This window comes from Erwinia sp. AC075 (assembly GCF_979253995.1).
Genome location: NZ_CEEDEU010000001.1, coordinates 3,348,823 through 3,364,773, shown reverse-complemented (window position 1 = coordinate 3,364,773; position 15,951 = coordinate 3,348,823). Strand labels below are relative to the sequence as shown.

The 15,951-nt window shown below is 58.1% G+C and carries 9 protein-coding genes; 5 read left to right on the top strand and 4 right to left on the bottom strand.

Features of this window, described 5'->3' with window-relative positions; genetic code table 11:
• Window positions 1-385: 385 nt before the first annotated feature.
• The gene (locus AC0IXH_RS15860) at window positions 386-1,303 is read right to left on the bottom strand and encodes a LysR family transcriptional regulator (protein ID WP_013200396.1); all 918 of its coding nucleotides are present in this window, start codon (window positions 1,301-1,303) and stop codon (window positions 386-388) included.
• A 101-nt stretch (window positions 1,304-1,404) separates the two neighbouring features.
• Between AC0IXH_RS15860 and AC0IXH_RS15855 the strand changes: the two genes are divergently transcribed.
• From AC0IXH_RS15855 to AC0IXH_RS15845, 3 genes are all read left to right on the top strand, one after another.
• Complete coding sequence (locus tag AC0IXH_RS15855) at window positions 1,405-1,833, top strand: CidA/LrgA family protein (protein ID WP_134823251.1); 429 nt, start codon at window positions 1,405-1,407, stop codon at window positions 1,831-1,833.
• Window positions 1,826-2,524, top strand: a complete 699-nt coding sequence (locus AC0IXH_RS15850) for an LrgB family protein (protein WP_471720703.1) — start codon at window positions 1,826-1,828, stop codon at window positions 2,522-2,524. The genes AC0IXH_RS15855 and AC0IXH_RS15850 overlap by 8 nt, the downstream gene beginning before the upstream one ends.
• A 145-nt stretch (window positions 2,525-2,669) precedes the next feature.
• A complete protein-coding gene (locus AC0IXH_RS15845; protein ID WP_013200399.1) occupies window positions 2,670-3,215 on the top strand; it encodes a YfaZ family outer membrane protein in 546 nt (181 codons plus the stop codon).
• A gap of 41 nt (window positions 3,216-3,256) precedes the next feature.
• Here AC0IXH_RS15845 and AC0IXH_RS15840 read toward each other — a convergent pair whose 3' ends face one another.
• The 3 genes from AC0IXH_RS15840 to acs form a co-directional block, all read right to left on the bottom strand.
• Complete coding sequence (locus AC0IXH_RS15840; RefSeq protein WP_013200400.1) at window positions 3,257-4,915, bottom strand: cation acetate symporter; 1,659 nt, start codon at window positions 4,913-4,915, stop codon at window positions 3,257-3,259.
• Window positions 4,912-5,223: a DUF485 domain-containing protein gene (locus AC0IXH_RS15835; RefSeq protein WP_013200401.1), complete on the bottom strand. Its 312-nt coding sequence runs from the start codon at window positions 5,221-5,223 to the stop codon at window positions 4,912-4,914. Before AC0IXH_RS15835 ends, AC0IXH_RS15840 begins: the two co-directional genes overlap by 4 nt.
• Before the next feature lie 136 nt (window positions 5,224-5,359).
• On the bottom strand, window positions 5,360-7,315 hold the full coding sequence (acs, locus tag AC0IXH_RS15830; RefSeq protein WP_265911572.1) for an acetate--CoA ligase: 1,956 nt from the start codon (window positions 7,313-7,315) through the stop codon (window positions 5,360-5,362).
• 532 nt (window positions 7,316-7,847) lie between these two features.
• Here acs and gltP point away from each other — a divergent pair.
• The gene (gene gltP / locus AC0IXH_RS15825; protein ID WP_013200403.1) at window positions 7,848-9,149 is read left to right on the top strand and encodes a glutamate/aspartate:proton symporter GltP; all 1,302 of its coding nucleotides are present in this window, start codon (window positions 7,848-7,850) and stop codon (window positions 9,147-9,149) included.
• A gap of 619 nt (window positions 9,150-9,768) precedes the next feature.
• On the top strand, window positions 9,769-15,924 hold the full coding sequence (locus AC0IXH_RS15820; RefSeq protein WP_471720702.1) for an autotransporter outer membrane beta-barrel domain-containing protein: 6,156 nt from the start codon (window positions 9,769-9,771) through the stop codon (window positions 15,922-15,924).
• The last annotated feature ends 27 nt before the right edge of the window (window positions 15,925-15,951 follow it).

The window sequence follows — 15,951 nt, the reverse complement described above, 5'->3', positions numbered from 1 at the left end:
TTGCTGTTAGCGCGCAGGTCGTCTGGGTGTGCTGGTGATTTGCTCAGGGAGAGAGGGGTGAACGCAAAGTCGCCGTAAACCCATCCCTGGGGGCTCAGCGGCGACATCCCTGTCGCCGATGCTTTGCTTATCACCCCTCGCACCCTTCCCCTCAAGCTTCAGCGTTGAATGGTCGATTGTGGACACACACGTCAAACCCATTTTTTTTGACCTGTGTGTCCACCGCCTTAATCCAAAACGTCAGTGTTAGTGGGTGGCGGCATAGAGCACGTTAGCCGGGTGTCTGCGGCAGGGATGCCGCAGCCAAGCCTCCAGGGATGGATTTACGGCGTCCCGGAAAACGTGCTCTATGCTGACGCCTTACCCCCGAAGCTGGTTTTGCCCTTCACTCTTTCAACCTCCCAACCGACAGCGTCGGGGCCTGGCCCGGCCAGAACTCGCGACAACAGGCAATCCATGCCTGCGCGCTTTTCGACAGATAGCTGCCTTCCCGCCAGATTAACCCCAGCTTCCACACCAAATCCGACTCTAACGGTAGCCACAGCAGATGCTTCTTATCCAGACGCTGGCAAATCGGCTCGGGCAGGATCGCCACGCCCATGCCCGCCTGCACCATCGCCGCCAGAAAATCCCACTGACCGCTGCGCACCGCGATCTGTGGCGCAAAACCGCTGTTTTGAAACGCCTTCATTAACTGCCGGTTTAACGAAAACTCCTCGTTATAAATCAGGATCGGATGCCCGGCTAACTCCGCAATCGGAATATGCGTGCGCCGCAACCATTCGCTGGTGCGCGGCACCAATACGCATAACGGATGACTCATCAACGGCAGCGAATTGAGCGGCAAATCATCGGCCACCGGCAATGCGGTCAACGCGATATCCAACGTGCCGGACAACACCGCCTGCTGCACGGTGAGGCCGCCAAATTCGGAAATCTTCAGCTCCACGCCGGGATAACGGTGACGGAAGGCCGAAATCGAACCGGCAATCTGCATCCCGACCATCGGCGGGATCCCCAGCCTCAGCTCGCCGGTTTTTAAATCATTGATATCGGTGATTTCCGCTTCCAGCTGCTTAAACTCCTGCAGGATGGTCAGCCCGCGCTGATAAACCGCCTGCCCGGTATCGGTCAGATGCAGCTTGCGACCTTCGCGGATCAGCAACGTGCAGCCCAACTCATCTTCCAGCTGGCGCAGCATCTTACTGATGGTCGGCTGGGTGACAAACAGCTGCTCCGCCGCGCGGGTAAAGCTTTGCTGGCGGACCACTTCGACAAAATAACGCAGGGCTCGGACGTCCATAAACATTCCTGAATGGCATAGTTTGAATAATATTAAGTCATTTTTTTCACTCTTTGTTACCGATTTATACTACCCACTCGCAATCTCGGGGAGAGGTCATTATGGCGTTAGCATTACATCCGCAAAGAACGGGCTGGCTGCAACGTGTTCAGGTGCCATTACAGGTGGCGCTGTATATCGGATTCTTTTTAGTGGCTGAGCAACTGGTGGACTGGCTCCACCTGCCGCTGCCGGCCAATATCGTCGGCATGCTGCTGTTGCTGGCGCTGATTATGCTGCGCGTGCTGCCGCTGGACTGGGTTAAAGCCGGCTCCCGCTGGCTGCTGGCGGAAATGCTGCTGTTCTTTGTGCCGGCGGTGGTGGCGGTGGTCAACTACTCGCAACTGCTGCGCGTCGAAGGCTGGCGCATCATGCTGGTGATCGGCATCAGTACGCTGCTGGTGCTTGCAACTACCGCGCTGGTGGTCGATCGCGTTTATCGCTTCGAAATCTGGCTGGCGGAACGCAAACAGGCGCGCAACCATGAATGATCTGCGGGTCAGCGTACTCTGTCTGATCGCCACGCTGACGATCTACTTCCTCAACAAACGGCTGTATCGCCGCTGGCATAAACTGCTGATGATGCCGCTGGTGATGACGCCGATGGTGCTGGTGGCGCTGCTGGTGATCACCCATATCTCCTGGCAGAACTATATCGGCGAAAGCCACTGGCTGCTGTGGCTGCTCGGCCCGGCAACGCTGGCCTTTGCCGTGCCGGTGTATGAAAACCTGGCGATAATCCGCCGCCACTGGATGTCGCTGAGCGCCGGGGTGATCACCGCCACCTCGGTTGCCGTGTTCAGCTCGGTGTGGCTGGCGCGCATGTTAACGCTGCCGGAAGCCATCCAGCGCAGCCTGGCGGTGCGCTCGATCACCACGCCTTTTGCGCTGGCCGCAGCGAAACAGCTCGGTGGACAGCCGGACCTGGTGGCGCTGTTTGTGGTGATCACCGGGGTGTTTGGTATGGCAGTGGGCGACGTGCTGTTTATCCGTCTGGCGGTGAAACAGGGCATGGCGAAAGGGGCCGGATTTGGCGCGGCGTCGCACGGTGCCGGCACCGCCCGCGCCTATGAAATCGGCCAGGAAGAGGGCGTGGTATCAAGCCTGGTGATGATGCTGTCTGGCGTAGTGACGGTGATTATCGCCCCGGCGATTGGCCATTTGCTGTGGGCCACGGTCTGACAGACACATCCTGTTACTGCTGTTTTGTAATGTTAACTAAATTCTGCGTTCTGTCAGTGATGTCTCATAGGAATACGCTGGCAGTTGGTTTACTCTGCGAGGCCGCCCGTACAGGGTGTGAGTAAATTCATCAGGAGAATAAAAAATGAAAGCAGTGGCAACTACCGCAGGCGCACTGGCGCTTCTGGCGCTGGCAGGATCCGCGCAGGCAATCGATGGCGGCGTTGACGTCGGTCGTGATTACACCAACCTGCATTTGGGTCTGGGCACCGATTCCCCAGGATTTGCGCTTTCAGGTGACTGGCTGCGTAGCGATCATGATGGCAACGTTGAGAGCCTGGGTCTGGGTTATAACGTCGCGATTGGCGATGTGTTCCTGTCGCCTGGCGCGAAAGTGATGTCGACCAACCCCACTGACAGCAAAGATGGCTATGCCGTTGCCGTCGGTGCTGGCGTGAAGGTGCCGGTCACCCACATGTTCAACGTATTTGGTGAGTACTACTACTCGCCGGACGCGTTCTCCAGCCATATCGACAACTACCAGGAAGCCTCTGGCGGCGTGAGCTTCCAGCCAATCTCGCTGGTTGACGTGCGCGTGGGCTATAAGTACATGACCATGAACGGCAAAGACGGTCGTAAAGACAACGTCATTGCTGATGGTCCTTATGTCGGTGCGTCAGTTCACTTCTGATGCGCAAGGGCGGATCGTTCGATCCGCCCCTCAACGCCCGTTTAGTGTGATTTCCCGCCTTCAATCCCGACACCCGTCTGTGAACGTACAAACTGTGCCTGGAAGCGCTTACGCTCCTCTGCGCCCGATGCCGAACTGTCGGTGATCGAGAACAGCCAGGTGCCGATAAAGGCCGCTAACATCGAGAACAGCGCCGGATACTCATACGGGAAGATCGCTTTGGCATTGCCCAGCACCTGAACCCAGATTGTCGGGCCCAGCACCATCAGCATCACCGCCGTAATCAGCCCCAGCCAGCCGCCAATCATCGCGCCGCGCGTGGTCAGTTTCGACCAGTACATCGACAGCAGGATAATCGGGAAGTTACAGCTCGCCGCGATAGAGAACGCCAGCCCGACCATAAAGGCGATGTTCTGCTTCTCGAACATAATCCCCAGCGCGATGGCGACAAAGCCCAGCAGCACCACGGTAATTTTCGATACCCGCAGCTCCTGCAGCTCGGTGGCCTGGCCTTTGCGGAACACGCTGGCATACAGGTCATGAGAGACCGCCGAAGCGCCCGCCAGGGTCAGACCGGCGACCACCGCCAGAATGGTGGCAAAGGCCACGGCAGAGATAAAGCCGAGGAACAGGCTGCCGCCAACCGCATCCGCCAGATGCACCGCCGCCATATTGTTGCCGCCGATCAGCACGCCGCTGGCATCCTTAAACGCCGGATTCGCGCCGACCAGCAAGATCGCACCAAAGCCGATAATAAAGGTCAGGAAGTAGAAATAGCCCATAAAGCCGGTGGCGTAGAACACGCTTTTGCGCGCTTCACGGGCATCGCTGACGGTGAAGAAACGCATCAAAATATGTGGCAGGCCAGCGGTACCAAACATCAGTCCCAGCCCCAACGACAGCGCGGAGATGGGGTCGTGAACCAGCCCGCCAGGACGCATAATTTCAACGCCTTTCGGGTGCACCGCCATCGCCTGGGTAAACAGGTTATTGAAGCTGAAGCCGACGGTTTTCATCACCATAAACGCCATAAACGACGCGCCGAACAGCAGCAGCACGGCTTTGATGATCTGCACCCAGGTGGTGGCCAGCATGCCGCCGAACAACACATACATCACCATCAAAATCCCGACCAGCACCACCGCAACATGATAATCCAGGCCGAACAGCAGCTGGATCAGCTTGCCTGCGCCCACCATCTGCGCAATCAGATACAGCGCCACCACCACCAGTGAACCACAGGCGGACAGCGTGCGGATCGGCATCTGTTTCAGACGATAGGACGCCACGTCCGCGAAGGTATAGCGCCCCAGGTTACGCAGACGCTCGGCAATCAGGAACAGGATGATCGGCCAGCCGACAAGGAATCCCAGCGAATAGATCAGCCCGTCATACCCGGAGGTATAAACCAGCGCGGAAATACCCAAAAATGACGCGGCGGACATAAAGTCACCGGCCATCGCCAGCCCGTTCTGGAAGCCGGTAATATTGCCGCCGGCGGTATAATAATCGCTGCGCGAGCGGGTACGTTTCGACGCCCAGTAGGTAATCCCCAGCGTAAAGGCGACAAAAATCAGGAACATCACGATCGCTTCGTAATTGGTGGGCTGCTTTTGCACCGCACCGGTGATCGCGTCCGCCGCCAGGGCAGAGAACGGCAGCAGCGCCGCCAGACAGAGCAATAAACGAGGGCGCTTCATCCTTTCACCTCTTTCAGCAGTTCACGGGTTAAGCGGTCGAATTCACCGTTGGCGCGCCAGACGTAGACGCCGGTCAGCAGGAAAGAGATCACGATCAGGCCAATACCAATGGGAATACCACGGGTCACGTTGGTACCGGCATGCAGAGGCGCGCCCAGCCAGCCAGGCGCAAAGGCAATTAACAGAATAAAACCGACGTACAGGATGAGCATGATGACGGAGAGCAGAGTGGCAAAGGCCTGGCGTTTTCTCACCAGTTCTTTAAAGCGTGCACTCTTTTCTATCCGTTGATAAATAAGTTCATTCATCACAGAGTCTCCAGAGGTATAAGTACAGGGTTTATTTTTTTAAAAAGGGTAATGGTCAGTGAAAGGAATAATGGGCAGCGTTATTAACGACTTTTTATTACGCTGCCCATCAATAAAGGAAATCTATTAACCGGACTTAAGGCATCTTAATAGACTGTTTCTCTTCAAGTAGTTTTTCTACCACGCCAGGATCGGCCAGGGTTGAGGTATCGCCAAGATTGCTGGTATCGCCGGAGGCAATTTTGCGCAGGATACGGCGCATAATTTTCCCCGAGCGGGTTTTTGGCAGTGAATCCGTCCAGTGCAAGACGTCCGGCGTGGCAATCGGGCCAATCTCTTTACGCACCCAGTTACGCACTTCGGCATACAGCTCTGCTGACGGTTCTTCACCGCTGTTCAGGGTGATATAGGCATAAATCGCCTGGCCTTTAATGCTGTGCTGAATACCGACCACTGCCGCTTCGGCAATTTTCGGATGCGACACCAGCGCCGACTCAATCTCTGCCGTGCCCAGGCGGTGGCCTGAGACGTTCAGCACGTCATCCACGCGGCCGGTGATCCAGTAGTAGCCATCTTCATCGCGACGGGCACCGTCTCCGCTGAAGTACATGTTCTTAAAGGTGGAGAAGTAGGTCTGTTCAAAGCGATCGTGATCGCCGTACAGCGTACGCGCCTGGCCCGGCCAGGAGTCGACAATCACCAGATTGCCTTCGCCCGCGCCTTCCTGCGGATTGCCTTCGTTGTCCACCAGTGCCGGCTGCACGCCGAAGAACGGCTTGGTGGCCGAACCGGCTTTCAGCTCGGTGGCACCCGGCAGCGGGGTGATCATAAAGCCGCCGGTTTCGGTCTGCCACCAGGTATCGACGATCGGGCAACGGCCGTCGCCAATCTTGTTGTAATACCATTCCCAGGCTTCCGGGTTAATCGGCTCGCCGACCGAACCCATAATGCGCAGGCTGCTGCGATCGGTGCCTGCAATCGCCTTATCGCCTTCGGCCATCAGGGCGCGAATGGCGGTCGGCGCGGTGTACAGCAGGGTGACCTTATGCTTATCGACCACTTCGGCCATCCGGCTGGGTTTCGGCCAGTTTGGCACCCCTTCAAACATCAGCGTGGTGGCGCCACAGGCTAACGGGCCATACAGCAGATAGCTGTGCCCGGTGATCCAGCCAACGTCAGCGGTACACCAGTAGACGTCATCCGGATGATAATCAAAGACATATTTGAAGGTGGTCGCCGCATACACCAGATAGCCGCCGGTGGTATGCAGCACGCCTTTCGGCTTGCCGGTGGAGCCGGAGGTATAAAGGATAAACAGCGGATCTTCCGCGTTCATCTCTTCGGGCTGATGGTGGGCGCTGGCTTTGTTGACCAGCTCGTGCCACCAGAGATCGCGACCATTTTCCCAGGCCACCTCTTTGCCGGTGCGGCGAAACACCACCACGTTGGCGATCGATGTCACTCCAGGATTGGCCAGCGCATCGTCGACGTTTTTCTTTAGCGGGATTGAACGACCGGCGCGCACGCCTTCATCGGCGGTGACCACCAGACGGGCGTTGGAGTCGATAATACGGCCGGCAACGGCTTCCGGTGAGAAGCCGCCAAAAATAACCGAATGCACCGCGCCAATGCGGGCGCAGGCGAGCATGGCAACGGCCGCTTCAGGCACCATTGGCATATAAATAGCCACCACATCGCCGCGCTTCACGCCGAGTTCCAGCAGCACGTTGGCAAAGCGACAGACTTCCCGGTGTAACTCGCGGAAGGTCAGGGTTTTGCTTTCACTGGCATCATCGCCTTCCCAGATAATTGCCGGATGGTCACCGCGGCTGTGCAGATGGCGATCGAGACAGTTGGCCGCCAGGTTCAGCGTGCCGTCTTCAAACCAGCGAATATCGATATTGCCCGGCGCGAACGAGGTGTTCTTCACCGCGGTATAGGGTTTGATCCAGTCGAGAATTTTACCTTCCTGGCCCCAAAAGGCATCGGGGTCCTGCACGGACTGCTGGTACATGGACTCATACTGCTGGGCATTAATCAGGGTGTTTTCCGCAATATTGGCGGGAACAGGATGTCGGTGTTGTTGGCTCATGGCTATTCTCCTTGAAGATGTTAATGATATGTCAATCAAAGGTTAATTGAAGCGAGCCGGGGAGTTTTGTTTGCTTTTTGCGCCACAGATCACGTCATAACAACAGGTAATGAAAAGCGCGAAAACGGCCGCCGGAGACGCGAAATTTGCCTTTATTTCCGTCGGTCAAAACGCCGACGCGGGCCGCTGGGCTGAGTGAAAAGTAGACAACCGAACCGCAGGGCTATTTCAGGTCACAGCACGATATTGCATAGATATGCTTTATCTGTAACAAATATTGCCAAGTATAACAATGGCTTAGTTTATGTGGGGCTGTTTCAGAGCTTTATCCTGTCCGCAGGCCATAAAGTAGCCACATCTCGCCGAGGGTTGCAATTTACCCAGTGAAAATGGTACTTATCACGCGCCTGAAATTCAGGTTTCAACCATCCATCATCCGCGAATTAGCCGACTTCGGCCTACTCCCCTTGAGAGTGATTCATTCCGCCAACTGCGCGCGGAGACCGGGTTTTGTTAAGGAAAAAGACAAGTTATGAAAGTAAAATTCAGCCTTGCCTGGCAAATAGTGACGGCGTTAGTACTGGGGATCATCGTCGGCGCTATATTGCATAATCAGCCATCCGAACGTGAATGGTTAATCACCAACATTCTCAGCCCGGCCGGTGACATCTTTATTCACCTGATCAAAATGATCGTCGTGCCGATCGTCATCTCTACGCTGATTGTCGGTATTGCCGGCGTCGGTGATGCAAAAAAACTCGGACGCATTGGCGTGAAAACCATCGTCTATTTCGAAGTGATTACCACCATTGCCATCGTGGTAGGGATTACCCTGGCGAATGTGTTTAAACCTGGCTACGGCATTGATATGTCGACGCTGGCAACGGTGGACATCTCTAAATATGAAGCGACCACGGCACAGGTGCAGAGCGGGGCGCACAGCCTGGTCAACACCATCCTGTCGTTAATCCCGCAGAATATTTTTGCCGCGATCGCCAAGGGCGACATGCTACCGATCATCTTCTTCTCGGTGCTGTTCGGGCTGGGACTCTCCTCGCTGCCGTCTGAACACCGCGACCCGCTGTTGAAGGTGTTCCGCTCGACCTCGGAAGCGATGTTCAAGGTCACGCACATGATCATGCGTTATGCGCCGATTGGCGTGTTTGCGCTGATCTCGGTGACCATCGCCAACTTTGGTTTCGCCTCCCTGTGGCCGCTGGCGAAGCTGGTGATCCTGGTGTACGCCGCCATCCTGTTCTTCGCCTTTGTGGTGCTGGGCGCGGTGGCCCGCATCTGCGGCCTGCGGATTACCACGCTGATGCGCATCCTGAAAGATGAGCTGATCCTGGCATACTCCACTTCCAGTTCCGAAACCGTGCTGCCGCGCATCATGGAGAAGATGGAAGCCTACGGCGCGCCGAAATCCATCACCAGTTTTGTGGTGCCGACCGGCTACTCGTTTAACCTCGATGGCTCGACGTTGTACCAGAGCATTGCGGCGATCTTTATCGCCCAGCTGTACGGTATTGACCTGTCGATTGGGCAGGAAATCGTGCTGGTCCTGACGCTGATGGTGACCTCAAAGGGCATTGCTGGCGTACCGGGCGTCTCTTTTGTGGTGCTGTTGGCCACGCTGGGTAGCGTCGGTATCCCACTGGAAGGACTGGCCTTTATCGCCGGTGTAGACCGTATCATGGATATGGCGCGTACCGCGCTGAACGTGGTCGGTAATGCGCTGGCGGTGCTGGTTATTGCCAAGTGGGAGAACCAGTTTGATGCTAAACAGGCGGTTGCCTACGAGACTAAAATGAAGACCTTAGCCTCAACGTCTTGATTTAACGTTGGTGCTGGTGGCAGGTTTTCCTGCTGCCAGCCCTCATCCATCTGATTTGTCCCACCTCGCAAAAACCACACCCTTTTTCGCAGCAGATTAGTTCATATCGTTAATGTATTAATGCGTTATTCCTTTTTCCATGCCCGCCATCTCCCTGATTCCAGAGAAGTCATTTTTTAAGCGAAAGGCTTTTAAAATAGCGATTTAATCCAAATTTAAGACGACAGGTGATAATTAATCTCATCCTGTTAATGATTAGCGTGCAATGTTTTTATTCAGTCAAATAAATCGGCCGCACGGGATTATTTTTTGCGTAAACAAAAGCCTGCATCTATAGCTACTGATATCTGGATCTGACGCGCTACGCAAAGGGAATTTAATTTCGAAACCCATCAGGTCCATTTATTTTAAGAGCCTTTCTCTTATTTAATTACGCCCGTTATCACCTTGCGGTGAGGGGTATTTCTGTCGCCTGACGGCGACCGATCCTTGTTATTTCAGGTTGACCGCTGGGGCAAGACCTTTAAATGCATTACTGCTGTCAGTATTTCTCCCCGGGTCAGCACGCTGGTGTCTGTTTTATTTCAGGCACGTGATGGGTTTTGCGTGGAGAAAAACGATGAGGTTAAAACTGAATCCGGTAATGATGGGTTTATTAGCCGCGCAGGCGGTATTTATTCCACTGCCCGTTGCCTGGGCGGCGGTACTGGATAGTTATAATCCGACGGCGAATGACGGAAAAGTTGGTTCGCTGAATATTACCGATGGCGCTTCGCAATCGTTAACCGGCATTCAGCAATTCGATCCGGGCCTGGTCGGGACGCAGCCGACGGTGCTCGGCGACTTACTCAACAGTTCGCGCATTACCTCGGGGGCGGCGCTGATTGGTGCCGCGCGCCTCGATCCCGGCCCGCAGAATTTTGGCATCACCATTCCCGATCCCACCACCGGCGGTAACACCACTTTCCAGGTGTATAATCCCGGCAGTCTGGTCGATCAGGCTCCGGTCACCGTCGCCACCAGCGTGCCGGACGTGGTGAACGTTGGCGACCGGCAATATATCGACGCGCGGGTCTCTGACGTCACTGCTGGCGCGCTCGAGGTCAATATTGGTCAGGCGGGTGCCAGCATCACTTCGGCCAACAACAGCTGGACCATGGCGGCCAAACAGACCACCTTATTCAATGCCGAAAGCACCTCCACGGCCGATCCGGCGTCAATCAACTGGACGTCGCAGAACCGCATTACTTTCACCGGCGTCGCCGCCGATCCGACCGTGCCCCGGCAATTTCAGGTTACCAACGTGGCAACTTACAACGGCGCGTTCAGCGTCACCACGCTGGATGGCAACAGCCGGGCATTTAACGTCACCAATGCGGCCAGCTTAAAAAGCTACAACGACTGGCTGATTACCGAGTTGAAAGCCGGTAATCTCGCCACCAGCAGTTACCTGACCGAATTCAATAAGGCCTTCAGCAAATCCAATCAGAATATCGCTTACGCCATCACCGCTGACGACCCGCTGGATGATGTGGCGCAGGCGGTTGGCGACCGCGTGGTGCTGAATGCGACGGGCGCGGGTGCGACCATCACCGTGGCACCGACCGCCCGGCTGGAAGTGGCGGGGGCCAACGGCGGCGCTATCCGTGCCAGCAACGGTGCCACCGTGGTCAATAATGGCAAGGTGGCAAGCCAGGGCTCGTTGGGATCGGACAGCGCGGCGCTGAGCCTGAACAGCAGCACCGGCACTAACAATGGCGTGATTAACGGCGGCTTCTTCAACCGGGTTGACGGCACGGGCGTCGGCTCGACCGGCTATAACTCAAACGGGGTGAACGTTGCCGGCACCGGCAATTTCAGCAACAACCCGGGCGGCATCGTTAACTTTGCCACTACCGGCAACCCTGCCGGCGGTTACACCGCAGCCATAAACCTCACCGACAGCGCCACCGCCGATAACAGCGGCATTATCAACGTTGGCGTTAACGGCTCCAGCGCCAGCGGCACCACCAGCGGCGTGGCGGTCGGCGCAACGTCGCAGTTTACCAATAACGCGCAGGGCACCATTTATATCGGACGCGGCCCGCAAAACAGCGCCTCAGACAGCGTGGCCGATACGGCGATGAACCAGAGCGGCACCACCAGCGGCATTTCGGTCAGCGCGGGCGGCACGGCCACCAATGACGGCAACATTGTGATTGGCAGCAAAGTGCAGAATGCGGCCGGGATGCTTGCCACCGGCGGCAACAGCACCCGCATGGTCAACAACGGGACCATCAGCATTAACGGCGCGGCCTCGACGGTGCCGCGTGAAAATATCGGCATGTCGATCGTCAACGCCGGCCTCGGCGGCAACATCAATAACGCCGGCACGCTTAACCTCAACGGCATTAACTCCACCGGGGTGAAAGTCGTCGCCACCAACGGCAATCAGGCATCCGCCAATTCAACCGGCACCATCAACGTGGCGGGCGGCGCCGATCCCGCCAGCGGCACCCGCAACTTCGGCATCTGGGTTGAAGGACAGGGAAGCGGCACCTCGACGGCCAATGTCGATGGCGCCATCAACCTGACCGGCACCGGGGCGATTGGCGTCCATGCACGCGGCAACGCCACGGTCAATGTCGACAGCGCCGCCATTCCGAGCTTCAGCCAGGGCAGCAATCAGATTGCCTTTTTTGCCTACGGCCCCAATGCCAAAATCAATGTGGTGGGCAACAACGCCTTTGACGTCACCACCACCGGCTCAACCCTGTTCCGTCTGGAGCAAGGGGCCGATTTTGATGGCACCAACCTGGCGCTAACCGCCTCCGGAGCCAACTCGGTCGGCGTGCTGGGCACCGGCACCGGCGGCACGCAAATCAGCACCCAGAATGCCGATATCAACGTGTCCGGCACCGGCGCGACCGGGGTGATTGTCGAAGGCGGTGCCACCGGCACCATTGATGCCGCCACCAATATTAACCTCAGCGGCGCGAACGCGGTTGGCGCGATTGCGGACGGGCAGAAGCATGATTTATCGGGCAAAAACAGCGGCCAGGCCCAGACCGCGACTACGCTGGTCTCGAACGCGGCGCTGGGTTCAACGCAGAGCGGCCTGACCGGGCTGATTGCCCGCAACCGTGCGCAGCTGACCAATACCGGCGACATTAACTTTTCCGGGGCGGGCACCACCGGCATCTCGGTGGAAAGTGGTGCCACCGCCAGCAACAGCGGCAATATCTCGGTCAATAACGGCGGGACCGGCATCCGGGTGGTAGGCGGCACGCCGCAGGCGACCACCGCAAACAACACCGGCACCCTCAACGTGAACGGCGGCAGCACCACCAGCCGCACCCGTGGCGTCAGCGCAACGGGCAGCAACGCCATCGCCAACCTGAATGGCGCGATCGCCATGAACGGCCTCGGTGCCATCGGTGCGGAAGCGTTGAACGGCGCGCGAGTGAATCTGAATGCGGCCTCCACCCCGGTGTTCAACAATACCGACCAGATTGCCTACCATGCGGCGGGCGCAGGCTCGGCGATCAACAGCGCGACCTCAACCAACACCGTCAGCACCGATCGCTCAACGCTGTACCGTATCGACGATGCGGCGGCGCTGAACTTCACCTCTCCGGCCGCCATCACCCTCAGCGGGGCCGACAGCACCGGAGTGATTGCCTCTGGCAGCGGCAGCCAGTTTAACAGCGGCAGCAGTCAGTTTATCGCCAACGGTGACGGCGCCACGGCGGTCAGCGTGGAAGGCGGCGCCAATGGCACCCTGGCAAGCGGCAGCACCCTCACCCTCAACGGCGCCAACAGCGTGGGCGTACGGGTCAATAATCTGCGCACTGACCTCAGCAATGCCCTCAACGGCACTTCCGCCGCCACCGCCGTCACCAGCCAGGCCAGCGTCACCGGCAGCGGTCAGAATGCCATCGGCTATGACGTCGCCAACGGCGGCACGCTGGTCAATCAGGGTAACGTCACTCTGAACGGGGCCAACAATATCGGCATCCGCACCCGCAGCGGCAGCAATATCACCAATCAGGGCGTGGTTAACGTCGCGCAGGGCACCGGGCTGGATATCAGCGGCAGCGGCACCACGCTGGCGCGCGGCGGCGAAATCAACGTGGCTGATGGCATCGCTGGCGTGCGGGTCGGCAGCGGGTCCAGCCTGGCCCTGACCGGCAGCGACACGGTGATCACCACCAACGGTACGGCGCACGGCATTCTGCTGGATAGCGGCGCCGCAGCGTTAACCGCCAGCGACGCCACGCTCAACGTTAACGGCAGCGGAAACGGCATTGAAAACCGGGTGGAAACCGGCAACGTAACGCTGAATAACCTGACGGTGAACGTCGCCAACGGCAGCGGCCTGCGCACCGCGGTGCCGTTTGATGCCGGATCGCGGGTGACCACCAACGTCTCCGGCAGCGGCACCGGTCTGAACTTCACCCAGGCCGACGGCGCTGCCACTGACAACGATCTGATCCTCGGCGACGACTATCAGTTTAACGTCAGCGGCGCGGGCGGAACCGGCATCCGCGCCAACACCACTGGCAACGTACAGTCGGCGGCGAACGTGAATATCACCAGCATCAACGGCGGCTCGGCGCTGGTGGCGGGAACCGCCCGCTCGGTGCTGAATACCGGCACCCTGACCTCCGCCAGCACCACCGCACCGGTGGTGGATCTGCGCGGCGGCACGGCGGTATTTGAAAACCTCGGTACCATCACCACCACATCGCCGCTGGGGCAGGCGGTGGCGGGCAGTGATGCCAATGACGTGGTGCTGCTGACGGAAGGGGATGTGGTCGGCGATGTCAGCACCGGCGGCGGCACGGACAGCCTGCGCTGGACAGGCGGTACGCTGAACGGCAGCCTGACGCTCGGTGGCGGCGTGAATAACTCGGCGCTGATCGATGGCGTCGATCTCAGCCAGACCCGGCATATCACCAACGGTGGCGCAACGGGTGGCGCGCTGACCTTTAACAACATCGACGCACGCGGCGGCTCCTTCGCCTCAGACGACCTGAGCAAAGGCGTCAATCTGGGCAGCGGCTGGAGCACCATCAACTTCACCGGCAGCCGCTGGGAGCTGACCGACGATCTGCAACTGGCGCACAGCACGATCGCTATCGCGGCTGATTCGATCCTGTATGCCGGTAACGGCGTCAATCCCACCCTTGCCGGCGGCAGCAACAATTCGCTGACGGTGAACAATGCCGGGATTATCGATCTGACCAACGGCAGCGGTTCGCCGGGTAATGCGCTGTCGATCGACGGTAATCTGGCCTCTGACAATGGTCAGGTAAAGCTGAACACCGATCTGAATGAGGGCGGCGTGCTGAGCAATCAGTTCACCGACAATCTGCGTGTGGAAGGCAACGCCAGCGGCACCACCTTGCTGGATGTCACGCCCAGCGTACTCAGCAACGGTAATCTGACCGATCTTAACCACAGCAGCACCGTGGAAGGCTATGAAGGGATCTCGCTGGCGCAGGTGGCAGGCAGTGCCCGCGCGGACAGCTTTGCCTTAAAAGGCGGGTATCTGGCCGCCGGGCCCTGGAGCTACGTGCTGTACAGCTTCGCGCCGGGCAGCAGTGACGCTAACCAGCGGCGGGTGGGCGACGGCAACACCAACCAGTTCTGGGATTACCGCCTGGCGAACAAATACGTCTGCGAAGGTGGCATTGCCTGCCAGCCCGGCGCCAACGTGGCGGCGGTGGCGACCACGCCGGATGGCGCGGGCCTGAGCAACCCGCCGGCTGACAATTGCGTCAAGGATGGCATTGATACCTGTGCGCCAGGCCGTCCGGCCGTGGTGCCGCAGGTGCCGGCCTATATCTCTGCGCCGCTGGGCCTGGCGTACTACACCACCGCAATCATTGATGACCTGCATAAACGTTTGGGTGAACTTCGCCATCAGCAAAGCCAGCCGGAAGGCTACGGCGGCGAAATGTTCCTGCGCTATATCGGCTCGAACATGACCTACAAAACCAACCAATCCTTTAAGGCCTTTGGCTACGATTTTGATGAGGATTACAGCGCGGTGCAGGTGGGCGGCAACCTGCTGAAGTTTGATGGTGAAAAAGACAGTCTGCACGGCGGTATTGCCTATACGCGCGGCAACACCCGCCTGCGCCCGGATGCGGCGGACGGTTACAGCAGCACCACCTTCGACAGCGACAGCCTGGCGCTGTATGGCACCTGGCAGCGCGATAACGGCTTCTATCTGGATGGCGTGCTGTCGTACGACTGGCATCGGGGTGAAACCGATATCGCCCGGCAGAAAACGGTGGCGAAGCTGAAAGGCCAGGGCTGGACCGCCTCGCTGGAAAGTGGCTATCCGTTTGAGCTGGGCAACGGCGTGCGGCTGGAGCCGCAGGCGCAGCTGATGTATCTGCATCTGGACATAGACAACTTCACCGACAAGGACAACCTGACGGTGAAATACAATGACTACAACCAGACCATCGGGCGTCTTGGCGCGCGGCTGGACAGAACCTGGACCGATGACAGCGAACGCCAGTACACGCCGTATGTTCGCGGCAATGTCTATAAAGGGTGGGGTGGCCAGTCGAAAACCACCCTTGGTCAGCAGGGCTACGATAACTTCGATCACACCTTCACCGGCGGCCAGTTTGGTCAGATGTGGGAGTTAGGCGTGGGCGGCACCACCACCTTTAAAAATGACGTCTCGCTGTATGCGGAAGCGGATTACCGCAAAGAGATTGATGGCAACGGAGCGAAAGGCTGGCGCTATAACGCCGGCGTCCGCTGGACATTCTGACAGATCGCGGGCTGGGGAAACTCAGCC

What these genes read in the sequence shown, in the direction of transcription:
- AC0IXH_RS15860 (WP_013200396.1), bottom strand. Translation starts at nt 1,303, where the DNA reads ATGGACGTCCGAGCCCTGCGTTATTTTGTCGAAGTGGTCCGCCAGCAA.
- AC0IXH_RS15855 (WP_134823251.1), top strand. Translation starts at nt 1,405, where the DNA reads ATGGCGTTAGCATTACATCCGCAAAGAACGGGCTGGCTGCAACGTGTT.
- AC0IXH_RS15850 (WP_471720703.1), top strand. Translation starts at nt 1,826, where the DNA reads ATGAATGATCTGCGGGTCAGCGTACTCTGTCTGATCGCCACGCTGACG.
- AC0IXH_RS15845 (WP_013200399.1), top strand. Translation starts at nt 2,670, where the DNA reads ATGAAAGCAGTGGCAACTACCGCAGGCGCACTGGCGCTTCTGGCGCTG.
- AC0IXH_RS15840 (WP_013200400.1), bottom strand. Translation starts at nt 4,915, where the DNA reads ATGAAGCGCCCTCGTTTATTGCTCTGTCTGGCGGCGCTGCTGCCGTTC.
- AC0IXH_RS15835 (WP_013200401.1), bottom strand. Translation starts at nt 5,223, where the DNA reads ATGAATGAACTTATTTATCAACGGATAGAAAAGAGTGCACGCTTTAAA.
- acs (WP_265911572.1), bottom strand. Translation starts at nt 7,315, where the DNA reads ATGAGCCAACAACACCGACATCCTGTTCCCGCCAATATTGCGGAAAAC.
- gltP (WP_013200403.1), top strand. Translation starts at nt 7,848, where the DNA reads ATGAAAGTAAAATTCAGCCTTGCCTGGCAAATAGTGACGGCGTTAGTA.
- AC0IXH_RS15820 (WP_471720702.1), top strand. Translation starts at nt 9,769, where the DNA reads ATGAGGTTAAAACTGAATCCGGTAATGATGGGTTTATTAGCCGCGCAG.